The organism is Congzhengia minquanensis (assembly GCF_014384785.1).
Taxonomy (GTDB): domain Bacteria; phylum Bacillota; class Clostridia; order UBA1381; family UBA9506; genus Congzhengia; species Congzhengia minquanensis.
In genome coordinates this window covers 318624-340943 of the sequence record NZ_JACRSU010000001.1, presented here as the reverse complement: position 1 = coordinate 340943, position 22320 = coordinate 318624, and the positions used below count along the sequence as shown (strand labels likewise).

The 22320-nt window shown below is 48.3% G+C and carries 20 protein-coding genes; 7 read left to right on the top strand and 13 right to left on the bottom strand.

The genetic code is table 11. The features are described 5' to 3' along the window. Positions 1-3 precede the first annotated feature (3 nt). The 5 genes from H8698_RS01645 to H8698_RS01625 all read right to left on the bottom strand — a co-directional run bounded on the left by H8698_RS01645 (position 4) and on the right by H8698_RS01625 (position 4462). The gene (locus H8698_RS01645) at positions 4-1224 is read right to left on the bottom strand and encodes a peptidase U32 family protein (RefSeq protein ID WP_249310891.1); all 1221 of its coding nucleotides are present in this window, start codon (positions 1222-1224) and stop codon (positions 4-6) included. Next, positions 1225-3102: a 1-deoxy-D-xylulose-5-phosphate synthase gene (gene dxs, locus H8698_RS01640; protein ID WP_249310890.1), complete on the bottom strand. Its 1878-nt coding sequence runs from the start codon at positions 3100-3102 to the stop codon at positions 1225-1227. It abuts the gene before it with no gap. Positions 3103-3106: 4 nt separating this feature from the next. Next, a complete protein-coding gene (locus tag H8698_RS01635) occupies positions 3107-3601 on the bottom strand; it encodes a YqeG family HAD IIIA-type phosphatase (RefSeq protein ID WP_249310889.1) in 495 nt (164 codons plus the stop codon). Between the two features lie 111 nt (positions 3602-3712). Beyond that, positions 3713-4081 carry a sulfite exporter TauE/SafE family protein gene (locus H8698_RS01630; RefSeq protein WP_283245353.1) on the bottom strand — a complete coding sequence of 123 codons (369 nt, stop codon included), beginning with the start codon at positions 4079-4081 and terminating at the stop codon, positions 3713-3715. Then, positions 4082-4462 (bottom strand): sulfite exporter TauE/SafE family protein, encoded by a 381-nt coding sequence (locus tag H8698_RS01625; protein ID WP_249310888.1) that lies wholly within the window; start codon positions 4460-4462, stop codon positions 4082-4084. It lies immediately after the preceding gene. 115 nt (positions 4463-4577) lie between these two features. On the opposite strand from H8698_RS01625, the gene H8698_RS01620 reads away from it, so the two are divergent. The 6 genes from H8698_RS01620 to H8698_RS01595 all read left to right on the top strand — a co-directional run bounded on the left by H8698_RS01620 (position 4578) and on the right by H8698_RS01595 (position 13134). Further along, positions 4578-5906 carry a hypothetical protein gene (locus tag H8698_RS01620; protein WP_249310887.1) on the top strand — a complete coding sequence of 443 codons (1329 nt, stop codon included), beginning with the start codon at positions 4578-4580 and terminating at the stop codon, positions 5904-5906. Positions 5907-5920: 14 nt separating this feature from the next. Next, positions 5921-8764 (top strand): excinuclease ABC subunit UvrA, encoded by a 2844-nt coding sequence (gene uvrA / locus H8698_RS01615; RefSeq protein ID WP_249310886.1) that lies wholly within the window; start codon positions 5921-5923, stop codon positions 8762-8764. 43 nt (positions 8765-8807) lie between these two features. Next, on the top strand, positions 8808-9524 hold the full coding sequence (gene ispD / locus H8698_RS01610) for a 2-C-methyl-D-erythritol 4-phosphate cytidylyltransferase (RefSeq protein ID WP_249310885.1): 717 nt from the start codon (positions 8808-8810) through the stop codon (positions 9522-9524). Positions 9525-9534: 10 nt separating this feature from the next. Then, positions 9535-10008, top strand: coding sequence for a 2-C-methyl-D-erythritol 2,4-cyclodiphosphate synthase (ispF, locus tag H8698_RS01605; protein ID WP_249311502.1), 474 nt, complete (start codon positions 9535-9537; stop codon positions 10006-10008). Positions 10009-10171: 163 nt separating this feature from the next. Beyond that, positions 10172-11590 carry a hypothetical protein gene (locus H8698_RS01600; RefSeq protein ID WP_249310884.1) on the top strand — a complete coding sequence of 473 codons (1419 nt, stop codon included), beginning with the start codon at positions 10172-10174 and terminating at the stop codon, positions 11588-11590. A gap of 149 nt (positions 11591-11739) precedes the next feature. Continuing rightward, positions 11740-13134, top strand: coding sequence for an FAD-dependent oxidoreductase (locus H8698_RS01595; RefSeq protein WP_249310883.1), 1395 nt, complete (start codon positions 11740-11742; stop codon positions 13132-13134). A gap of 38 nt (positions 13135-13172) precedes the next feature. Here the strand turns inward: H8698_RS01595 and H8698_RS01590 are convergent, their stop codons facing one another. The 8 genes from H8698_RS01590 to H8698_RS01555 all read right to left on the bottom strand — a co-directional run bounded on the left by H8698_RS01590 (position 13173) and on the right by H8698_RS01555 (position 20544). Next, on the bottom strand, positions 13173-14279 hold the full coding sequence (locus H8698_RS01590) for a uroporphyrinogen decarboxylase family protein (protein ID WP_249310882.1): 1107 nt from the start codon (positions 14277-14279) through the stop codon (positions 13173-13175). 60 nt (positions 14280-14339) lie between these two features. Next, on the bottom strand, positions 14340-14651 hold the full coding sequence (locus H8698_RS01585; RefSeq protein WP_249310881.1) for a DUF1292 domain-containing protein: 312 nt from the start codon (positions 14649-14651) through the stop codon (positions 14340-14342). Further along, on the bottom strand, positions 14652-17294 hold the full coding sequence (locus H8698_RS01580; RefSeq protein WP_249310880.1) for a valine--tRNA ligase: 2643 nt from the start codon (positions 17292-17294) through the stop codon (positions 14652-14654). It lies immediately after the preceding gene. Further along, positions 17287-17490: a hypothetical protein gene (locus H8698_RS01575; RefSeq protein WP_177680605.1), complete on the bottom strand. Its 204-nt coding sequence runs from the start codon at positions 17488-17490 to the stop codon at positions 17287-17289. Before H8698_RS01575 ends, H8698_RS01580 begins: the two co-directional genes overlap by 8 nt. Beyond that, complete coding sequence (gene pgsA / locus H8698_RS01570) at positions 17487-18053, bottom strand: CDP-diacylglycerol--glycerol-3-phosphate 3-phosphatidyltransferase (protein ID WP_249310879.1); 567 nt, start codon at positions 18051-18053, stop codon at positions 17487-17489. Before pgsA ends, H8698_RS01575 begins: the two co-directional genes overlap by 4 nt. 22 nt (positions 18054-18075) lie before the next feature. Continuing rightward, positions 18076-19272: an exodeoxyribonuclease VII large subunit gene (gene xseA / locus H8698_RS01565; RefSeq protein ID WP_249310878.1), complete on the bottom strand. Its 1197-nt coding sequence runs from the start codon at positions 19270-19272 to the stop codon at positions 18076-18078. Positions 19273-19276: 4 nt separating this feature from the next. Beyond that, positions 19277-19675 carry a transcription antitermination factor NusB gene (gene nusB, locus H8698_RS01560; protein WP_249310877.1) on the bottom strand — a complete coding sequence of 133 codons (399 nt, stop codon included), beginning with the start codon at positions 19673-19675 and terminating at the stop codon, positions 19277-19279. 149 nt (positions 19676-19824) lie between these two features. Beyond that, positions 19825-20544 carry a C40 family peptidase gene (locus tag H8698_RS01555; protein WP_249310876.1) on the bottom strand — a complete coding sequence of 240 codons (720 nt, stop codon included), beginning with the start codon at positions 20542-20544 and terminating at the stop codon, positions 19825-19827. 247 nt (positions 20545-20791) lie between these two features. On the opposite strand from H8698_RS01555, the gene H8698_RS01550 reads away from it, so the two are divergent. After that, a complete protein-coding gene (locus tag H8698_RS01550) occupies positions 20792-22279 on the top strand; it encodes a rhamnulokinase (protein ID WP_249310875.1) in 1488 nt (495 codons plus the stop codon). The last annotated feature ends 41 nt before the right edge of the window (positions 22280-22320 follow it).

The following is a 22320-nucleotide window of genomic DNA, read 5'->3' as shown; positions in this document are numbered from 1 at the left end:
CCGTCAGTTTTTCTTTCGCAGCATGGAATATTCGGGCAAATCTCTGCCCAAATCCAGAATAAATTCCTGCATGGGGTGAGGAACGCTGCTAATTTCGTTGCCCTCTGTATCTGTCATGTTTGTAATTTGAATCGCAAAGGGCGCGGTGTTTGGCGCCATAACCTCCACCTCGTCGCCGAGGGTCAGCTTGTTTTTCTGCACAAACAGCGTTTTACCGTTACCCGCAGCGCCTTTTGCAACGGCCGCCACATCGTAGTTTCTGATGTATCCGCCGTTTTCATACTCCTGGCCGTTTTCTTTCGGGTTTCCCAGCCAAAAGCCCGTGGTGTAGCCACGGTTGCTGACTTTATAAAGCTCGTTTTTCCACTCCGGGTGAAACCGGTAGCCCTCAGGGTTTTCCAAATATGCGTCAATGGCCCTGCGGTAAGCCCCCACAACGGTTGCTACGTAATATTCCGTTTTAACACGTCCTTCAATTTTAAAGCTGGTCACGCCGGAATTTATCAGCTCTGGAATGTGTTCAATCATGCACATGTCCTTCGAGTTAAAAATAAACGTGCCCCGCTGGTTTTCAAACACGGGAAAGTGCTCGCCCGGCCGCTTTTCTTCTTCCAGCGTATAGTTCCATCGGCAGGGGTGAGCGCAGTCGCCTGCGTTCGATTCACGCCCCGTCATGTAGGAGCTTAATAAACATCTGCCGGAGTAAGAGATGCACATTGCACCGTGAACAAAGGCTTCCAGCTCAAGGTCTGGGTCTGTTTTTTTACGGATGGTTTTCACGTCTTCGAGCGTTAGCTCTCTTGCTAAAACCACGCGCTGTGCGCCCAGCCTGTGCCAAAAGTTCACAGTTTCATAATTTACGTTGTTTGCCTGGGTGCTGATATGAATTGGAATATGGGGCGCAAACTCCTTTGCCAAGTGAAATGCGCCGGGGTCTGAGAGAATCAGCCCGTCGGGGCATAGGCGGTTTGCGTCTTTTAAAAATGCAATAAAATCCTCTATATCATCATTATGTAAAATGATGTTAGCCGTTAAATAAAATTTCTTTCCCTTTTTGTGTGTAAATTCAATGCCGCGGGCTAAATCTTCATAGGAAAAGTTTTTCGCCCGCACTCGCAGTGAAAATGCATCGCCTCCGGCATATACCGCATCCGCGCCATAGGCCAGAGCAACTTTTAAACGTTCTAAATTGCCTGCCGGGGCAAGCAGCTCAAACTTGTTCATTTATATCTCGCCTTTCCGGTTCAGCTTTTCTAGAATATCTTCAGCAATAGAGTGTTCATCCATACGGCAAAGCTTTTTCAGCTCCTTGGGACTGCCGTGAGGCACCACAGGTGCATAGCCCTTTACCAGACACTTGCAAGCAACTTCGCGCTCTGCCAATGCCGCGGCGACAGACTCGCCAAAACCGCCTTTTACCACCCCGTCTTCCAGCGTTACCACCAGCTTATGTTTTTTCGCCATATGGGTTACAAACTCGGTGTTTAACGGGAATAGGGTGCGCAAATTCACCAGGGTGGGGTTCAGGCCGTGCTCCTTTAACAGTGCACAGACTTTCTCGCCAATGGTGAGCATAAGTCCGGCGCAGAAAATGCAAACGTCCTTTCCCTGGCGCACGGTGTGGGGAATTCCCAAAACAAAGGGGGAAACGTCAGTTTTCGTTTCCGGCTGGAGGTATCCTCTGGGATAGCGGATCGCAATGGGACCTTGGTGTGCGCCGCTTGCCGCAAAACGCATCATCTGCTCCAGTTCAGCAAAGCTTGCCGGGGCCAACACCGTCATGTTGGGCATGGCGGACATATATGCAATGTCAAACAAGCCGTGGTGGGTTTCGCCGTCTTCGCCGACAATGCCCGCCCGGTCAATGCAGAAGGTAACGTTTAAGTTTTGCAGGCACACGTCATGCAAAATCTGGTCATAGGCGCGCTGAAGAAAGGATGAATAAATCACCACAAAGGGCTTTAAGCCGCTGATGGCAAGGCCCGCAGCAAAGGTCACCGCGTGCTGTTCGGCAATAGCTACGTCGAAAAATTTGCGCGAAAACCGCTCTGCAAACTCGTCTGTGCCTGTTCCGGCAGACATGGCCGCCGTAACAACACAAATGTTATTGTCGCGTTCAGCCAAAGCGCACAGGGTGTTTCCCGCAATCCGCGAATAGGTGGTGTGGCGTTTGCCGGAACTGATTCCCACAGACGCTTCAAAGGTGCTCACGCCGTGGTAAACCGCCGGGTGCTTTTCGGCAAATTTATATCCCTTGCCCTTTTTCGTAATCACATGCAAAAGCACCGGGCCGCGCACAAGCTTTGCGCGGTTTAAAATCAGGGTAAGCATCTCCACGTCGTGGCCGTCCACCGGGCCAAAATAGGTAAAGCCCATATCGTCAAACACGGTGTTGCCCACTAAAATATGTTTTACTAAATCCTTAAACTTTTTTAAAAACAGCGCAATTTTGTCCCCCCAGGAAAAGCGGGAAAGCTCCCGTTCGATGCGGGATTTAAATGTAAAGTATGCGGGAACAGAGCGCAGCTTTGTCAAATGCTTGGTAAACCCGCCAACGCTCTTGGAAATGGACATGTTGTTGTCGTTTAACACTACAATAAAATTCTTTTTCAAGTTTCCGGCGTCGCACAGGGCCTCGGTGGCCATGCCGCCGGAAAGTGCGCCGTCGCCGATAACGGCTACGGTGTGAGCGTCGCTGCCTTTTAAAATGTTGGCCTTGGCAATGCCTAACGCCGCTGAGATTGACGTGCTTGAATGGCCGGTGTTAAAACAGTCGAACTCGCTTTCACAGGTTTTAGGAAAGCCAGCCAAACCTCCATACTTTCGCAGGGTAGAGAACTTGTCCCGTCTGCCGGTTAAAAGCTTGTACACATAGCTCTGGTGGCCAACATCCCACACAATTTTGTCTTCCGGCAGGTCAAACGCGCGCAGAAGCGCAATAGTCAGCTCCACCACCCCCAGGTTCGAGGCTAAGTGGCCCCCGGTTTTGGAAACGGAGTCGATTAAAAACGCGCGGATTTCTTCTGCCAGCACGTGGGTTTCTTCTATATTCAGTTTCTTTACATCTTCCGGACAGGAGATCCTGTCTAATAAATGAAACATTCCATCACTCTTTTAGTAATTTTGCTTTCACAAACCGCTCTAAGGCGCGTTTTATATAAAACAAAGGGGTTTCAAAGGCCTCAATTGGCTCAACCAAAATGGTGAAAAGCCCCATTCGGTTAGCGCCCCAGGTGTCGGTAAAGATTTGGTCGCCCACAAATGCGGTGTTTTCCTGCCGGCAGCCCAATGTGTTCAGCGCTTTGCGGTAGCTTTTTTTCAGCGGTTTGCCTGCGTCTGCCACAAAAGGAATTTCAAAACCGACAAGATAAGCTTCCACCCTGCGCCGCTTTCCGTTGGATATGACGCACACCAAAAAGCCGCCTGCCTTCAGTTCTTCCAAAAAGCTGAGCGCCCGTGCTGAGGGCGTTTTGGTTTCATGACTGTCCAGTGTGTTGTCAAGGTCTAAAATGACGGCGGAAATGCCGTTTTCTTTTAATTTATTTAAGTCAATTGCCGAAATGTCGTGAACAAACAAATCGGGCACAAGGTTATGAAACAATGAAGTCACCTCAATCAACATGTATCGTATGAAACGATATAACTATTATATCATACCACATTTTCAAAGGTGCGTAAATAGAAAAAAGGAGATTTTTTTGAAAAATCTCCTTTATGCCTTCTTATTTTTTTGAAACCCTTTAAAAATTTCGTAGGCGCCCATGAAAAACAAAAAGATGCCGAACAGCCGCCTGAGCAGGCCGGAGTTTAAGCGCAGCGCCACAAACGAACCCAAGCCTGCTCCCGCAATGCCAAACAAAATAATGGGAATCGCAATTTTCAGCTCTAAGGCGTTATTTTTTTTGTGAACAAACAGCGCCACCACAGCAGTGGGAATAAAATAGAGCAAATTCACGCCCTGGGCAATGTGCTGGTTTGCGCCGACAAACATGGTCAGGGCGGGAATTAAAATCGTTCCGCCGCCGATGCCCATGCCGCTGATGATTCCCGACAGAAAGCCGGATATAATTGCAACAATCAATTAAAAAAACACCATCCTCACGGCGGCCGCAATCATAAACAGGCCGAAAATTTTGTGAATTGCGCCAAAGGTAAGCTTAGAAAGCAGCTTTGCTCCCACAAAACCGCCCGCCACGCCGCCGATGGATACTTTTAGAGCAAGCCAGTAATCCAAAGACTTTGAGAACCCGTAGAACACAAGGCTCACTGCGGTGAAGCCGGATATGATTAAAATGGCCGTGGCGTGGCTTTTTTTCGGATCCAGCTTTAAAAACTTTTCTAAAAACGGCACGATAATCGTTCCGCCGCCGCTGCCGAACAGACCGTTGAAAAATCCGGCGGTGAGACCGCCAGCCGCGCAGGTGAACAGCTTTTTCGCCGTCATTTTATGTTCGTGTTCCATGCAATCAACCCCCAATAAGGATATTTTAACCGCAGTTTCAAAATTTACACATTGATTTTTTTTGCCTGTTGGTGTATAGTTATAGATGTATGGAAACTTGGAAACGGAGGATGCAATGGAACCAATTGAAATGAGAAGCAATTTTGAAAAGCCGCCTATTCGCCGCAATAAAAACAAACGCCTAAAACGTGTTTTTTTAACATGTTTATATGCGGTGATTTCCGTCATTGTGCTGACGGGGGCGTATCTTTCCTATAAATATTTTTTCCCGTCGGACAAGCAGCTGTTTGTGCTTGCCCATTACAATACCTATCAAGACGGGGCAAAAGCAGAAGCAAACACAAGGTTTGCAAAACAAACTGACGCCTCGCTGACCGTGGGCGACGGTGTTATGGATCCGCAAATGGCAAAAGCGGTGAACGGCCTAACCGTCCGCACAGACACGGTGCAGTTTTCGGAAAACCAAAGCCGGCTTAATTTTGCATTAAAATTTATGGGCGGCGATTTGGTTACGGCCACAAGCGTGACAGACGGCGGCGTTACCGTATTTTCCTCTCCCCAAATGGCAGACGCGGCCTATTCGGGCGGCAGCACGGGTGAGATATTGAGTGTGCTTTTAGGCGCCCAGGGCGTAAACCCGGACAGGGGGATTTTAGACGGCGTAGACCGGGAAGGCTTTTTTAAATATTTGAAAAAGTATGGAATAAGGCTTTATAACGATGTGCCGGACGCGGTGTTTTCTTCTGTTAAAATAAACGGCACCACAACGGTGCAGCTTTCGGCAAAGGCGGTGCGGCTTTTTTCCGGTATTGTGGGCCAGCTTCGGGCAGACAGTGAACTAAAGTCGTTTTTATATGCCCAGCGGGAGCAGATTGCAAGAAATATAAATGGAATGTATGAACCTTCGGCCCTTTTGGTTTCCAGCGTTACCCAAAAGGAATTTGAACAGGAGTATTTAGAAACGCTGGACTCATTTTTGGCGGATATGGCCCAGTCCGATGCGGAGGTGGAACTCACCGCTGTCATAAACAAGCACCGCAGGGTAGAGCGGGAAACGCTGAAAATTGCCGGGAGCGGCACGCCCGTGGCGGAGGTTGAGGCGTCAGGCGGCAAAGCTGTTCGCGCCACAGCCTATAAAACGGACGGAAGCGAGCTGCTTCACTTTGAAAGGGAACAGAACACCGCCGGCACTGTGACAGATGCAGTGACTGCAATATCGCTGGACCTGGCAAAACCGGGTGATGCGCCAAAACTGGTGAACGTTACGGTAAACACGTCAACCGACACAGCGGTTAAAGATGCGGACATAAGCCCTCCGGAGCAGTTTTACGACCTTTCTGCACTGGACGGGGAGGAAAAACAGAAGCTTGCAGAAAGTGTGAATCAGCGGCTAACCGGCGTGTTTACGCGGGCCGCGCTGGGATTTTTCATGTTTAGAAGATAAGGGGACAGGAATTTATGCAGGACAAAATGATTTATATAAAAGGTGCTAAGGAACACAATTTAAAGAATGTGGATTTAAAAATTCCCAGGGACAAATTTGTGGTGTTCACGGGGATTTCCGGCTCGGGAAAGTCTTCTTTGGCTTTTGACACGCTGTATGCTGAGGGGCAGAGACGGTATGTGGAGTCTCTTTCGTCTTACGCGCGTCAATTTTTAGGGCAGATGGAAAAGCCCGAGGTGGAATATATTGAGGGGCTGTCGCCGGCCATCAGCATAGACCAGAAGACCACGGCAAAAAATCCTCGCTCAACGGTAGGGACCGTTACGGAAATTTACGACTATTTAAGACTGTTATACGCCCGGGTGGGCATTCCGCATTGCCCAAAGTGCGGGAAAGAGATTAAAAAGCAAACCATTGACCAGATTGTAGACCGCATTATGGAATTGCCGGAAAAAACGAAGTTTCAGATTTTGGCGCCGGTAATCCGCGGCAAAAAGGGCGAGCACGCAAAGCTGTTTGAAGACGCTAAGAAAAACGGATTTGTCCGGGTGCGGGTCGATGGGCTGGTGTATGACGTTGCAGAAGAGATTAAGCTGGAAAAGAACAAAAAGCATACCATTGAAATTGTGATTGACCGGCTGGTTATGAAAGAAGGCATAGAGCAAAGACTGACAGATTCCATTGAAACCGCGTCAGGACTGGCATCCGGCACGGTGATTGTGGACGTTATCGGCGGCAGCGAAATGACATTTTCGCAAAACTACGCCTGCGACGACTGTGGCATCAGCATGGAGGAGCTTTCTCCCCGAATGTTTTCGTTTAACAACCCATTGGGAGCCTGCCCCTGCTGCTCAGGTATCGGCAGCATGATGAAGGTTTCGCCGGAACTGATTTTAGACCCCGAGCGCACGTTAAACGAGGGCGGGATTATGGCCTCTGGCTGGGGCTCAGCTGACAGCGAGGACAGCATGGCCCACATGTATTACGAGGCGCTGGGAAAAAAATATGGCTTTGATTTCGATACAAAAATAAAGGATTTGAGCAAAGAGGCGGTAAACGCTATTCTTTACGGCACAAAGGGCGAACGGCTGGAACTGTTTTTAAAACGCTCCTACGGCACGTCCCACTATTTCGCGGCCTTTGAGGGTATTATTAATAACTTAGAACGCCGCTACCGCGAAACCAACAGCGATTTTATGAAGATGGAAATTGAAAAGATGATGCGCTTTAAGCTGTGCCCGGAGTGCGGCGGAAAAAGACTCAGGCCGGATGTTTTGGCGGTTACCGTGGGCGGAAAAAACATTGACGAGGTGACCCGCCTGCCTGTGGACAAGGCAAGGGATTTTTTTGCGGCGTTAACCCTGTCTGAGCGGGACATGAAAATTGCGGAGCGCGTGTTAAAAGAGATTAACGAGCGCATCAGCTTCCTTTGCGATGTGGGGCTGGAGTATTTAACCCTGTCCCGGTCGTCGGGCACGCTGTCCGGCGGCGAAGCGCAGCGAATTCGTTTGGCAACACAAATCGGTTCGGGGCTGATGGGTGTTCTGTATATCTTAGACGAGCCCTCAATCGGCCTGCACCAGCGGGATAACAATAAGCTGCTGGCAACGTTACGTCGGCTGACAGATTTGGGCAACACGCTGATTGTGGTGGAGCACGACGAAGACACCATGCTGGAAGCGGACTATATCGTAGACGTTGGCCCCGGCGCAGGCGTGCACGGAGGCCGCATTGTGGCCCAGGGCACGGCGGAGGAGATTATGGCCTGCGAAAACTCTGCAACAGGGCAGTATTTAAGCGGAAGAAAGCAAATTCCTGTGCCTGAAATGCGCAGGAAAGGAAACGGGAACGTGCTGAAGTTTTTAGGCTGTGCTGAAAACAATTTAAAAGATGTCGACGTTTCCATTCCATTGGGAACGTTCACCGCTGTTACCGGTGTGTCTGGTTCGGGGAAATCGTCTTTAGTGAACGAAATTATTAACAAATATCTTTCAAAAGAGTTAAACCGTGCCCACAGCCTGCCGGGCAAGTTTAAAAAGGCGGAGGGTGTGGAGAATTTGGATAAAATTATTGACATTGACCAGTCGCCCATCGGCAGAACGCCCCGGTCGAACCCCGCCACCTATACCGGTGTGTTTGGCGATATCCGAGAACTGTTTGCCGCAACAAATGAGGCAAAAATGCGGGGCTATAAATCCGGCAGGTTCAGCTTTAACGTAAAGGGCGGGCGGTGCGAGGCCTGCTCCGGCGACGGAATTATTAAAATTGAAATGCACTTTCTTCCTGACGTGTTTGTGCCCTGTGAGGTATGTAAAGGCAAACGCTATAACAGGGAAACACTGGAAGTGAAATATAAAGGCAAAAACATTTACGAGGTTTTGGATATGACGGTGGAGGAGGGGTTAGAGTTCTTTTCCAGTATCCCCAAAATCCAACGCAAGCTGCAAACTCTTTACGACGTGGGGCTTTCTTATGTGAAACTGGGACAGCCCTCCACACAGCTTTCCGGCGGCGAGGCACAGCGTGTTAAGCTGGCCACGGAGCTTTCCAAGCGGGGAACAGGCAAAACCCTTTACATCTTAGACGAGCCTACTACCGGCCTCCACACGGCAGACGTGCACCAGCTTTTGGAGGTTTTAGACAGGCTGGTGGAAAATGGAAACACCGTTTTGGTAATTGAGCATAACTTAGACGTGATTAAAACGGCGGACTATATCATCGACTTGGGTCCAGAGGGCGGGGACAAGGGCGGCACCATTGTTGCCACCGGAACGCCGGAGGAAATTATGAAATGTAAAAATTCTTATACGGGTCAGTTCTTAAAGCTTCATATTGATAAGAACAGGCGAATAAACTAAAGAGAAGCGGCATGTCCGTATGCGAATACTTGGAGGGCCTGTTATGAAAAAGAAAAAACAAAAACGGGATTATTTTGTCAGCTGTATTGTGGCGGCAGCAGGGGAAAGCCGCCGCATGGGAGAAAACGTGAACAAGCTGTTTTTAGAAATCGGCGGCGCTCCCGTTATTGCCCATACTCTGCTGGCGTTGCAGAACAGCGGGTTTATTGACGAAATTATTGTTGCGGCAAAAGAGGAGGACATGTTAGACATCTCGGACATTGCCGCAGACTTTGAAATTGACAAACTGAAAGCCATTGTGAAAGGCGGCGCGGTGCGGGCAGAGTCTGTTAAGGCGGCGATTGCGGAACTTTCGGAGGACTGCGACCTGATTGCCGTACACGACGGCGCAAGGCCATTGGTTGATGAAGAAACTATTGCCGAGGCCGTGTCAGCCGGTTTTGCCTTTGGCGCGGCGGCGTGCGGCGTGCGGCCAAAGGCCACCATAAAACGTGAGGATGAAAATGGTTTTATTGCGGAAACGGTGGATAGGAGCGAGCTGTTTGAAATTCAAACGCCCCAAGTGTTTTCCAAAGCGCTGTTTTTAAACGCCTATGACGCAGAGAAGGACGCACTGCGGGCTGTGACGGACGACTGCGCGCTGGTTGAAAAGCTGGGTACAAAGATAAAAATTACTCCAGGGTCTTATCGCAATATCAAAATTACCACGGTGGAAGATATTGCGGTGGCCGAGGGACTGTTAAGCAGCGAGGAGTGGTAACGGCATGGATATGCGGATTGGGCACGGGTTTGACGTGCATTGTTTGACAGAAAACAGAAAATTGATTTTATGCGGCGTGGAAATTCCGTTTGAACAGGGGCTTTTGGGCCACTCCGACGCGGATGTGGCGGCTCACGCTGTGACAGATGCGCTGCTGGGTGCGGCGGCTTTAGGGGACATTGGGCGCCACTTTCCCGACACGGACGATGCATATTTTGGTGCGGACAGTATGCAGCTTTTGCAACGCGCCGCAAAGATGGTTTGGGAAAAGGGATATGCTGTTTCCAACATAGACGTAACAATTATTGCCCAGAGGCCGAAGCTTGCGGCATTTATTCCCAAAATGGCGGAAAATCTTGCGGCGGTTTTAGAAATTTCTGCTGACCGTGTGAACGTAAAAGCCACCACCACGGAAAAGCTGGGCTTTACCGGCCGGGGGGAGGGCATTGCGGCTGAGGCGGTTTGTCTGCTTGAGTGTAATTAGCTTTTACTTAATCTAATTTTTAAGTTCTAAATAAACTATTTTTAGCAATATTATCTTGATTTTGTGCAATATTGTTCATTTACTTTGTTACATTATTATAATAAAATAAAAGAAAGCTATGGGGATAGTTTTTAAAAAATTAGAAAAAGGAGAGAAGAGGCTTATGAAAAAATTATTTGCAGTGTTTTTTTCACTTTCTCTGCTAATAGGTGTAATGACGCCGCCGGGTGTTTCAGCAGAGGGAGAAGCAGATCCGGCCGGCACGCTATTTTTTGAATTTGAAGATTTGGCAGAGGCGGCAGGAGCCGGGAACATTCAAACGGAAGCAAACCATAGAGACGCGCTGTCTGTGGAAAATGCCAGCGGGAAGGCATATTGGGCAACAATTGACACAACGACAGACCCAAGCGCCGCATTAACCGTGAGCGTAACAGCAGAACAGGCAGGCTATTATAAGTGTCAGTATGCCGTTATGAAGCGCACAGACAAAACAAATTTGAGCAATATTACGCTGACAGTAAACGATGTGCTTGTTGGAGATAACGACACATTCTGCAAGCCTTTGGAAGACCTTAGCGCATATGTTGACGCCACCGATGACGAGGGAACCCCAATTTTGAATGAAGATGGTACGCCAAAGCAAAAGTGTGTTTATCCCTGGGAGTATGCACGAATGTGGTTGTTTGAGGGTAAGACCTCTTGCTATTTAAACGAGGGTGAGAATACCTTACAGGTGGATGTATCTTATCTGGAAAATGCATTGTTTGGAAAGTGGAAATTTTTTGCCGACTACATAAAATTTGTTCCGGATAACGGAACGGATATCACACCTGAAGAAACGCTGATAGAGGCCGAAGACATGGCCGCAGAAAAAATTGTAGAAGTTGCTGGCGCAAGCGGCGGCAAATGGATTGGCACATCGAACGTAAAAGTGACAGGCGAGGAGGGAACACCGCTGTTGCCGATTCAGGCGCGGGTAAACTTTACGGAGAGCCGGTATTACGACTTTTCTTATGTGGCGACCCATTGGCAGAACTCAGTGAGCGAGGTTTCCTTGTATCTCGGAGAGAATAAAATTAGCAGTAATAAAGACGACTCAGATTTAGGAACAAATGTTCAGGATAGATTTACAAGCGCCTCTGATGATGACCCTGCCGGCTGGACAGCAAAGTGGAATCCCATGTACGAATATACAAAAAAAGTTTGGGTCGACGCGGGGACCTATCTGCTGGAATTTCGGATTTCGACCTGTGAGAGTGAGGAATATGCAGAAAATGTCAAATATTTTATAGATTACATTGACATTAAACCCTCGCCGGATTCTATGACGAAGGATGCGGAAAACAACTACACGGCAGAAGTCTGCTTTGCATCACCGGTGTCTGGCACTGCTGTTATGGCGGCCTACAACGAAAACAAGCTGGTGGAAATGACAGCTGTGGAGATTTCTGCTGAAACGCAGTTTATGCAATTAAGTCTCAAAACAGATCAAACGGTTACAAAGGTGAAGGTTTTTGTTTGGGACGGATTTACAAATTCCGCTCCGAAAATTGAATGCAAGGAGTTTGCGCTTTCCAACTAATTTTTTAATACAGAATATAAAAGAAACAGGCCGCAAATCGCGGTCTGTTTCTTTTATATAGCAACTACAGCAAAAAAATAGGCAACATGAGCATATAATTTCCAAATTTGTTGTGGTAAAGTAAAGAAAAACAAAAAGGGTGTTTGTTTATGAAAAAGGTTTATACCCAGACAAAAGAGATTGAGATTTGCGGAAACTACGACGTAATTGTAGTTGGCGGAGGTGCGGCAGGGTGTGCGGCGGCGCTGACCGCCGGCCGGCTGGGGGCTGAGGTTTTGCTTTGCGAACGGTATGGCTTTTTGGGCGGCGCAACCGCTGCCCAGGGCGTGGGTCACATTTTGTCTACCAATGGTGTAGATTTTATGGGCGTGTGGCATGATTTTATCCGCGAGGTAAACCGTTTGGGCGGCCTATCGAACCGCGACTTGACGACTAAAGGCGAGGACAACCGCATTCGCAGCGGCGTGGATATTGAATTGGTAAAGTTTGCGTGGGACAATTTGCTCTCAAAAGCACAGGTGAGCATGTTGCACCATGTGTGGGCCAGCGGCGTGATGAAAGAGGAGAATAAAATTACCGGCGTGATTTTGGAAACCGTGTCGGGCACTATGGCGGTGCAGGGAAAAATGGTGATTGACGCAACGGGGGACGGAGCGGTTTGTGCGTTTGCAGGCGCGTCCTTTTCACAAGGGGATGGGGAACACCCCTATAACCAGGCGCTGACCAAAGTTTTCCGCATGGGGAATGTGGATAGAAGTGTTGTCCGCACCAAAGAGGAAATCCAAAAGCTGGTGGAGGAAGCGGCTTCAGACGAGATGTCGAAAAGATATGAAAGCGAAGTTGTGAAAAACGGCAGGGCGGCCAGCTACACCGCCAGCAGAACCGTACCGAACTCCATTCCCAAATACCGTACGGAGATGCACGGCTTTGCAAGCCGTGTGCTGCACATTAACCCTGTGGATCCCTGGGATTTAACAAAGGCGGAGCGGGAGGGAAGAAAGCAGGCCTATGAATGCGCCGATTTTGCAAAGCGTTATATCAGCGGGTTTGAAAACGCCTATCTGCTGGATACCAACATTCACATCGGCATCCGTGACTCACGCAGAATTCAGGGTATTGAAACAGTTTTGGCAGAGGATGCGCTAATGTTAAATAAGCGCAAAGGCTCCATCGCCAAAAGCTCTTGGGTGATTGATATTTGGCCCGGCGACCACTATGCCCGTCCCGCCGTGCAGGACAGCGCACAGCGCATAGAAAAGGTTTTATCCGGGGACTATTTCGATATTCCCTACGGCGCCATTGTGGTAAAAGGCGCACAAAACCTGTTTGTGGCGGGACGGTGTATTTCTGCGGAACGGGAGGCGCAGGCGTCGCTTCGGATTCAGCAGACCTGCCAGGCCACAGGCGAGGCAGCGGGTTTTGCTGCGGTGTTCTGTCTAAAGCACGGTATTTCGCCGGATAAGGCGGACGGGGTAGCGGTGGCAAAAGAGCTTGCTCAGCACAGAAGTTTTATAAAACCGGTAATTGAAGAGCTGTTAAAATAAATAAAAAAACGGGAGCGGTTCCGCTCCTATTTTTTATCTTATTTTATTTTTTCTTTACACAGTTCCAAAAGCCGCTTTGCGTCCTCCTCCGACTTTACCGCACAGCAGAAGCTGATGCCCGTGTGGTACCGTGAAAAGTCCATAGCATCAAACTCATTACGGGTGAGAATATAATGCACAATGGGCAGCTTAGCTGCTGTTACCTTGTCAAACAGAAAATCCAGATATTCCTGCCCGAATATCAGGTTCTCCATATAGCCAAAGTTCAGCCCCTTTAGATTTCCGTTTTCTGCCATATCAAATATCCAGTGGTCGGCACGCCCGCAAAAATGCATGGAAGCGCCGCCCAAAGCGTCGATAATTTTTTTGTCATACTGCTGTGCAAACTCTTGGTACATTGCGCAGGAAAGGTTTACCGCCGAATCGTTCCGGATGACCGTGTTTCCGGGATAGAGCATATCCCAGTGGTAGCAGCTGCCCTCCTGGTCGTTAGAAAGGTAGGGATATATGCGCTGGAACAGGCGGATATACGTTTCCGTGACCACAGATAAAAGCGCGTGGATAAGTTCAGGTTCGTCATACAGATCGGGGTAAATGTCAGACCCATAGATGAGATGTGCAGTATCGAAAGGCCCCTGAAGATCGGGGTGATACAGTTTCAGTATTTTGCGGCAGGCAGGATAGTCTTTCAGCACTTCGTTGTAAAATGCATAAGTCTGGACAAGGCGCGCGCCAAAGCCGCTGTCTAAGTCCGGAACACCGCGGTCGACCACGCGCTTTATCTCCTCTTTTGAAAGGGGCGTAACCCAGGGCATATTTCCATTTACAATCGAGCTTTTCGCGCCAAACAGAGAGGCAAGGGTTCCAACACCGTAGTTGGCCCGAATGGTGGGAATCGCATCGTCCTTTAGTTTCACGCGGGGAATACAGGCAATCAGCTCGTTATACATCATTTTAGCCATGTCCTCGTGGGTTTCCTCCATAGCATAGGGAGGAAACGTGTGGTCGGGAAGATGGACGCACATACAAATCCTGTCAACAGGCAAAAAGGAATTTACCTGTTTTTGCAGGACAATGGTATTTTCAACATGGCGAACATCGGCATGTTCCTCGATGTAGGTTAATATTTTCTTTAATGCCTCCATTTTTACAGCTTCTCCTTTCATAAAATATTGCGGCGCAGACAAAACGTCTGCGCCGCAGAATTAAGATTCAAATTCGTATTCGTCGCCCATACGGTTTTTAAACTCGTCAAAGGCCATGTCAAGCTCTGCCTCGTCCTCAATGGGCAGCAGGGTTTCAGAGCCGTCCTCGTCAATTTTCAAGGTATAAATGAGCACCTCGTCGCAGTCTTCGTCGCCCTCGTCTGCCGGGAGAAGCACCACGTAGGTTTCGCCGTTATAGTCGAAAGAGTCCAGATGCAGGAACGCATGTTCCTCGCCGTCATCGTTTATTAGCATCACAATGCCTTCTTCTTCCTCTGGTGCGGCGTTTTGCATGTTTTTTTCATCAGCCATTTAGTTTGCCTCCTTTTGAAAAGCGGACAGGCTTTCTTCCACCTTTTGCAGCATTTCGCGGTATTTTTCGCCCTTCGCTTTTTCTTCTTCTACCACGCGGGCCGGGGCTTTGTCCACAAATCCTTTGTTGGAAAGCTTGCCCTCCACGCGCTTTATTTCGCCTAATAAATGTTTCTTTTCTTCTTCTAACCGTTTTAATTCCTTTTCAAAATCCACCAGTTCGCCTAAGGGAATGTAAATCTGCGCGCCGTCTACAATAACCGCCACTGTGTTTTCTCCAACGGTAGATTTGTCCTTCAGTACCGTAACGTCGGAAGCGCTAGCTAGCTTTTGAAAGAACACAGCGCCGTTTTGGAACAGCTCTGTGTGGTCTGTCACAATGAACATGGCGGCTTTTTTTGATGGTGGAATGTTCATTTCAGCCCGCTTATTCCGCACAGCTTTCAGTGCGCCTTTCATCATTTCCATCTGCGCAGCTTCGGCAGGAAAGCTTAAAGTGTCATCTGCTATGGGCCAGTTTGCAATGACAATACTTTCCCCCTCGTGGGGCAGGCTAAGCCAAATTTCCTCGGTGATGAATGGCATGAACGGGTGGAGCAGCTTCAGCGTATTGGAAAGCACGTAGGAAAGCACCTGCTGGGCAGTTTTGTTGGTGGGGTTCTCCGTGTCGTAAAGCCGGGGTTTCACCAACTCAATATACCAGTCGCAGAATTCGTCCCAAATAAAGTCGTAAAGCTTTGCCACAGCAACGCCCAGTTCAAATTTATCTAAATTTTCCGTCACTTCGGAAACTAAGCGGTTTAATTTATCTAGAATCCATTTGTCCTCTAAAGCCAGTTCAGAGGCCGCAGGAACGCACAACTCGTAGATGGTTAAATTCATCTGAACAAACCGCGAAGCGTTCCAAATTTTGTTTGCAAAGTTCCTGCTGGCGGTTACACGCTCAGTGGAAAATCGCATGTCGTTTCCGGGAGAGTTTCCTGTAGCAAGAGTAAAGCGCAGTGCGTCTGCGCCGAACTCGTCAATCACCTCTAAGGGGTCAACGCCGTTTCCTAAGGATTTGCTCATCTTTCTGCCCTGAGCGTCCCTCACCAGGCCGTGAATAAACACGTACTTAAACGGTACCTCACCGGTATGTTCAATTCCCGAAAACATCATTCGCATTACCCAGAAGGGGATAATGTCATATCCGGTTACGAGAACGCTGGTGGGATAGAAATAGGATAAATCCTCTGTTTTATCCGGCCAGCCAAGGGTTGAAAACGGCCACAGCGCAGAAGAAAACCATGTGTCAAGTGTATCGGGATCCTGCCGCATGGGCTTGCCGCATTTCGAGCAAACAGCGCCGTCTTCCTTTGTTACAACCATTTCACCGCAGTCGTCGCAATAGAAGGCCGGAATTCTGTGCCCCCACCACAACTGACGGGAGATACACCAGTCGCGGATGTTTTCAAGCCAGTGAAAATATACTTTTTCAAAGTGTTCCGGTACAAATTCTGTGTCTTTCTTTTTCACAGCGTCAATTGCAGGCTGAGCAAGAGAATTCATTTTAACAAACCACTGTTTCGATATAATCGGCTCAACGGTTGTTCCGCAGCGGTAGCATTGGCCAACGTTGTGAGAATGGTCTTCCACCTTAACCAAAAGGCCCATTTCGTCTAAGTCTTTTATCATCTGCTTACGGCACTCATAACGGTCCATGCCTTCATATTTTCCGGCATAGTGATTCATTGTGGCGTCGTCGTTCAAAACCTTAATTTGTGCAAGATCATGACGCAAGCCAACCTCAAAGTCGTTGGGGTCGTGGGCTGGTGTAATTTTAACACAGCCTGTTCCAAACTCTTTGTCCACATACGCATCTGCAATTACAGGAATTTCCCGATCGGTAAGGGGAAGCAGCAAGGTTTTTCCGATAATGTCCTTATAGCGTTCATCTTCAGGATTTACCGCAACAGCAGTATCGCCGAACAGCGTTTCGGGACGTGTTGTAGCAATGACAACAAATTCATCGCTCCCTTTTACCGGATATTTAATGTGCCAAAAATGGCCGGCCTGTTCTGCGTGTTCAACCTCTGCATCTGAAAGCGCAGTAATGCATCTGGGACACCAGTTTATAATTCTTGAGCCCTGATAGATAAGCCCTTTTTTATAGAGATTCACAAAAACCTCTTTCACCGCTTTGGAGCAGCCTTCGTCCATGGTAAAGCGTTCCCTTGTCCAGTCGCAGGAGCTGCCCAGCTTTTTCAGCTGATTAATAATCCTGTCGCCATAGAGCTTTTTCCACTCCCACACCTTTTCCACAAACTTTTCGCGGCCCAGATCGTAGCGGGTTTTGCCTTCTTCCTTGCGCAGCACTTCCTCCACCTTAATTTGGGTGGCAATACCGGCGTGGTCGGTTCCGGGAATCCAAAGGGCATTAAAGCCTGCCATGCGCTTGTAGCGGATTAAAATATCCTGCAGCGTTTCGTCTAAGGCATGTCCCATGTGGAGCTGGCCTGTAACGTTTGGGGGCGGAATTACAATGGTGAACGGCTCTTTTGTTTTGTCCGGCGTTGGGGTAAAATAACCCTTTTCCACCCAAGTGTTATAAAGCCGTTCCTCCACCTCTTTGGGGTTATATGTTTTGTTAATTTCGTTAGACACCAAATTTTCCTCCTAACCAGAATATCATAATGCAGCCAATGATGACCAAAATCAGTCCCACAGATTTTGTGACATAAAGTTTTCCCATCACGGCATCAGGCGAGGCCGCGCCTTTTTTTAAGAACACAGGCACCAAAAAGTTTAAAACCGCGCCCAAGACAATTAAAATCCAGGGGATTATTTTGATAAAATTCATGAATTCAGCCCTCCGTCTTGTTTTTTTCCAATATAATTTTTAAATTGTTTTTGTTTGATAAAGTACAAATATAAATAGGATACGATTGCAGCGGCGTTGGTGACGACCACAACGCCCAGCATCACATTTTTCAGCGTCACATTAGTCACAGAGAAAATGAGTAAAATTACCATGGCGCAGAACATGGCCACGGTGTTCAGCTTTCCGAATACGTTAGATTTTACAAAGGTTTTCTTTGCAAAAAGGAACGCGCCGCCCACAATCATTAACAGTTCTTTTGACGCAAGCACCAGCACAAACCACAAGGGTACCATCTTCGCGCACAACATTGTCACCACCACGGCAATCTGCATCAGCTTGTCTGCCAGCGGGTCTAAGAGCTGTCCGATCTTTGTGGTCATGTTATATTTTCTCGCAATGTAGCCGTCTAATACGTCAGTTGCGCTGGCCAGAATAAAAATTGCCGCCGCCGCTGTTTTTTGTTCTCCCTCAATCAGAAAGACCAAAATATACACCGGAACCATGACAAGCCTTAAAATGGACAGCATGTTGGGAATATTCAACCGGGTACCTCCTTAAAAATGGTTATAAAAATTTACAGTCTGCCGCGCCGTCTGACAGGCGCAACACAAATTCCTGCTCTTTTTTTACATCGCTCACACTGGAAATCAGCGTCCCGTCCTTTGTGCTGGCAATGGAATAGCCTCGGGCAAGGGTTTTTAAGGGGCTGAGCGCGTCGAGCTTTGCCGCGGCCTGCGAAAGCACCGTCCGCTTTTTTTCAAGCAACGAACGTGCGGCCTTTTCCGCATTTTTCATCAAAGCGTCCACATATTGCCGCTCGTCTGCCAGCCGGCCGGAAAAACGCTGAAACCCATAAGCGCCGGTTAGGTTAGCAAGGGTTTTCTTTTTATGTTCAATACAGTATATTAATGCTGATTTTAATCTGCCCCTCTGGTTTTGAAAGTAGCCGCTAAGCTCTGCAGCAGACGGACACACCAGCTCCGCCGCCGCAGAGGGCGTAGGGGCTCTGAGGTCCGCCACAAAATCGGCAATGGTAAAATCGGTTTCGTGCCCCACGGCGGAAACCACCGGAATATGGGACGCAAAAATCGCCCGGGCCACAATTTCCTCGTTAAAGGCCCACAAATCTTCAATGGAACCGCCGCCGCGGCCCACAATCATCACATCGCAGAGTTCATGCTCGTTCAATAAACGGATGGCGTTTGCAATTTCCGGCGCGGCAGACACACCCTGCACCGAAACCGGCGCCAAAAACACCTCAGCCATTGGGAACCTGCGCCCGGTTATGTTAATAATATCCCGCACGGCGGCGCCTGTTTTAGCCGTTACTACACCAATCCGCTGGGGAAAGGGGGGCAGGGGCTTTTTAAATTTTTCGTCAAACAGGCCTTCTGCGTCAAGCTGCGCTTTGAGCTTTTCATACGCCGCATAGAGGCTGCCTACACCGTCGGGTACAATGTCCTCCGCGTAAATCTGATATACCCCGTCTCGCTCGTAAACCGAAATTCTGCCGCGGACGGTTACCTTCATTCCGTTGTCCGGCCGGAAAGTAAGCCGCTGCACGCAGGAGCGGAACATCACCAGCTTGATTAACGAACCTTCGTCCTTTAAGCTGGCGTAGATGTGCCCGGAGGAGTGGAGCTTAAAGTTCGACAGCTCGCCCTTCACACAAATGTCCCCTAAGTAACTGTTCGCGTCTAACACCCGTTTTATGTAGTTGTTGAGCTGGGACACGCTGACGGTTAAAATTTCTCGTTCCATAGGTCTATTTCCCTTTAAACACAGAGGCCAAAATACCATTTACAAACTTGCCGTTTTTCTCGTCGTTATAGGTTTTGGCAAGCTCAACCGCCTCGTTTATGGAAATGCTGTCGGCAATGTCATCCATGTAGAGCATTTCCGCCACGGCCACTCTCAGAACAGCCAGCGTTACCTTAGGGAGTCGGGAAATGCGCCAGCCTTTTGTGTTTTGCTCAATGGTTTCGTCAATATGTGCAATGTTTTCCACTGCAGAGCGTAGTAGGGTTTCCACATAATTTTTCTGGCTTCCCAGCGACAGCTCATTTTCCACAAAGTAGGAAAGCATGGTTTGGGCGTCGTTTTTCTGAACCTCATATTCAAACATCAGCTTAAAGCAATGTTCACGTGCTTCTTTTCTTGTCATGCCGCTCTCCTTACGTTAAAAAATAGATATATTTATATTAACTTTACCATTATATACTATTTTACAGCAAAAAGAAAGGGTTTTTTAAAAAAAGTTGGCAAAAATAAAATCCGCACGGAAAACTCCATGCGGATGTCAAATCAAATTTATCAGTTTACAATTCTTCTTGCGGCATAGTAACAGTCGTTATAATAACCGTTTACAATGCTGGCATATTTAATCACATCGCCGGTCTGGGGGGAATGAATCATCATGCCGTCGCCCACGTAAATGCCAACGTGGTGAATTCTTGCTGCGCCCTGTTTTTTAAACAGAAGCAAATCGCCGGGCTGAAGCTCGCTTTTGCTTACCGGAACGCCGTTGTTGATCTGGTCGGCGGAAACGCGGTTTAAGGTATATCCAAGCTGTTTAAAAACGTATGAAGTAAAACCGGAGCAGTCGAACCCAGCTGGGGTGGAGCCGCCATAAACATAGGGGAGCCCTAAAAACTGTTCTGCGATTTGAACAACGCGCTGACCTGCCGAAACGTTGCCGGAGGTGCCGCCGTAGATGACCGGGGCCACGCTTCTGACCTGTGCAGGTGCCGTTGTGGTGATATAGTCTGCCGAGATATATGCATATCCGCAAGCCGCGAGGGGAGTTGAAATTTTATACCAGTTTCCCTCCTGGCCGATTAACTGTACGGCATCGCCGGTGTTAATCTGGCCGTAGGTACCGTAAATGGTGTCCGGGCCGGAGCGGATGTTTAAGCTGTCACCGGTGGAATATCCCGTGCAGGGGAATTCAACCGCAAAAGTCGTGATTGTGGCGGTAATGGCTAATGCCGCAGTAATCGCCGCAATGCGCGCAAATTTTTTCAATGGGTTCATATGTAAGTTCCTCCATGATTATCTTTTGTATTCAGAAGTAAAAGTTGTTACATATTTGTTACAAAAACTATTATACACAACTTACACCAGTTTGTCAACTGATTTTTAAAACTTTTTTAATAATTTTGTAGCAATTTGCGTTATTTTTCACAAAAGACTTGAAAGAACTGGGGAAATATGCTATAATTTTAGCACATAAAAAGAACTATGTAAAGAAATTTTAAAACGAAATAAAGGAGAGAATATCATGGCAGAATTAACAAAGGTTCTGGCGTTTGACTTTGGCGCATCAAGCGGCAGGGCAATGCTGTTTACATTTGACGGAGAAAAGCTTTCCATTGAAGAGATGCACCGGTTTTCCAACGACCCGGTAATGGCAGGCAACAGTTTTCACTGGGACGTGTTGCGGCTGTTTTTTGAAATTAAGCAGGGCATTAACAAAACGGTGCTGGCGGGGCACAAGGACATTAAGGCTATCGGAATTGACACCTGGGGCGTGGATTTTGGCCTGTTCGACAAAAACGGCAAGCTTTTAGGAAACCCCTATCACTACCGCGATACCCGCACCAGCGGCATGATTGATTTGGCAGACCAGATGATGGGCAAAAAATATATTTTTGACAAAACCGGAATTCAGTTTAATTTCTTTAATACGCTGTTTCAGTTTATGGCAATGAAAAAAGAGAACGACCCGGTGTTAGGTATTGCGGACAAAATGCTGTTTATGCCCGACATTTTTAACTATCTGTTAACCGGCGTAATGAAAAACGAATATTCCATTGCCTCCACCTCCCAGCTCTTAAACGTGAAGACAAAGGACTGGGACAAAGAACTGATGGAAAAAGCGAGTATTCCTACCGACATTTTCGGCGAAATTGTAATGCCCGGAACGGTAATCGGCGAATTGTCCGATGATATCTGTGAAGAATTGGGCTGTCCGAAAATTCCAGTCGTTGCCGTTGGCTCGCACGACACGGCCTCGGCGGTTGCCAGCGTTCCCGTGACAGAAGATTATAAATACGCCTACATCAGCACCGGCACCTGGGCGCTGATGGGCTCTGAATTAGACAGCCCCAATGTAACGGACACCACCTTTCAATATGATTTCACCAACGAAGGCGGCGTATGTGGGAAAATCCGCTTCTTAAAAAATATTATGGGTCTGTGGATTATTCAGGAGAGCAAACGTCAGTGGGCCAGGGAAGGCAAAAACTTTACTTTCGACGATTTGGAGCAGGCAGCGTGGAGCGCAGAGCCGTTTCAAAGCTTTATCGACCCCGACTGCGAGGATTTTGCGGCCCCCGGCAACATGCCCAGGCGAATCCGCGAGTTCTGCAAACGCACCGGTCAGCATGTGCCGGAGGGCGAGGGTGAAATTATTCGCTGCGTGGCCCAGAGCCTGGCGTTTAAGTTCCGCATGGTGGCAGACGCCATTGAAGACATTACCAAAGAGCCGCTATCTGCCGTACACATGGTGGGCGGCGGCATTAAAGACACCATGGTGTGCAGATTTACGGCCAGCGCAACGGGCAAAACCGTTTTGGCCGGCCCGGTGGAAGCCACCAGCACGGGCAACGCGGTTGTTCAGCTTATGGCGCTGGGCAAAATCGGCAGCTTAACCGAGGGGCGGCAAATTGTGAAAAATTCGTTCCCTGTTAAGACCTATGAGCCTGAGGATGCTGAAAACTGGAACAAGGCATATGAAGCGTATAAAAAAATTGTAACCTTAAAATAGGCGCAGATAAGCCCCGGATTTTTTTCCGGGGTTTTTTATTT

Excerpts from the sequence above, each read along its gene's own strand:
- uvrA (WP_249310886.1), top strand. The coding sequence starts at position 5,921 with ATGCAGGACAAAATGATTTATATAAAAGGTGCTAAGGAACACAATTTA.
- H8698_RS01595 (WP_249310883.1), top strand. The coding sequence starts at position 11,740 with ATGAAAAAGGTTTATACCCAGACAAAAGAGATTGAGATTTGCGGAAAC.
- xseA (WP_249310878.1), bottom strand. The coding sequence starts at position 19,272 with ATGGAACGAGAAATTTTAACCGTCAGCGTGTCCCAGCTCAACAACTAC.
- H8698_RS01600 (WP_249310884.1), top strand. The coding sequence starts at position 10,172 with ATGAAAAAATTATTTGCAGTGTTTTTTTCACTTTCTCTGCTAATAGGT.
- H8698_RS01620 (WP_249310887.1), top strand. The coding sequence starts at position 4,578 with ATGGAACCAATTGAAATGAGAAGCAATTTTGAAAAGCCGCCTATTCGC.
- nusB (WP_249310877.1), bottom strand. The coding sequence starts at position 19,675 with ATGACAAGAAAAGAAGCACGTGAACATTGCTTTAAGCTGATGTTTGAA.
- H8698_RS01555 (WP_249310876.1), bottom strand. The coding sequence starts at position 20,544 with ATGAACCCATTGAAAAAATTTGCGCGCATTGCGGCGATTACTGCGGCA.
- H8698_RS01585 (WP_249310881.1), bottom strand. The coding sequence starts at position 14,651 with ATGGCTGATGAAAAAAACATGCAAAACGCCGCACCAGAGGAAGAAGAA.
- ispD (WP_249310885.1), top strand. The coding sequence starts at position 8,808 with ATGAAAAAGAAAAAACAAAAACGGGATTATTTTGTCAGCTGTATTGTG.
- dxs (WP_249310890.1), bottom strand. The coding sequence starts at position 3,102 with ATGTTTCATTTATTAGACAGGATCTCCTGTCCGGAAGATGTAAAGAAA.
- ispF (WP_249311502.1), top strand. The coding sequence starts at position 9,535 with ATGCGGATTGGGCACGGGTTTGACGTGCATTGTTTGACAGAAAACAGA.
- H8698_RS01550 (WP_249310875.1), top strand. The coding sequence starts at position 20,792 with ATGGCAGAATTAACAAAGGTTCTGGCGTTTGACTTTGGCGCATCAAGC.
- H8698_RS01590 (WP_249310882.1), bottom strand. The coding sequence starts at position 14,279 with ATGGAGGCATTAAAGAAAATATTAACCTACATCGAGGAACATGCCGAT.
- H8698_RS01575 (WP_177680605.1), bottom strand. The coding sequence starts at position 17,490 with ATGAATTTTATCAAAATAATCCCCTGGATTTTAATTGTCTTGGGCGCG.
- H8698_RS01625 (WP_249310888.1), bottom strand. The coding sequence starts at position 4,462 with ATGGAACACGAACATAAAATGACGGCGAAAAAGCTGTTCACCTGCGCG.
- H8698_RS01645 (WP_249310891.1), bottom strand. The coding sequence starts at position 1,224 with ATGAACAAGTTTGAGCTGCTTGCCCCGGCAGGCAATTTAGAACGTTTA.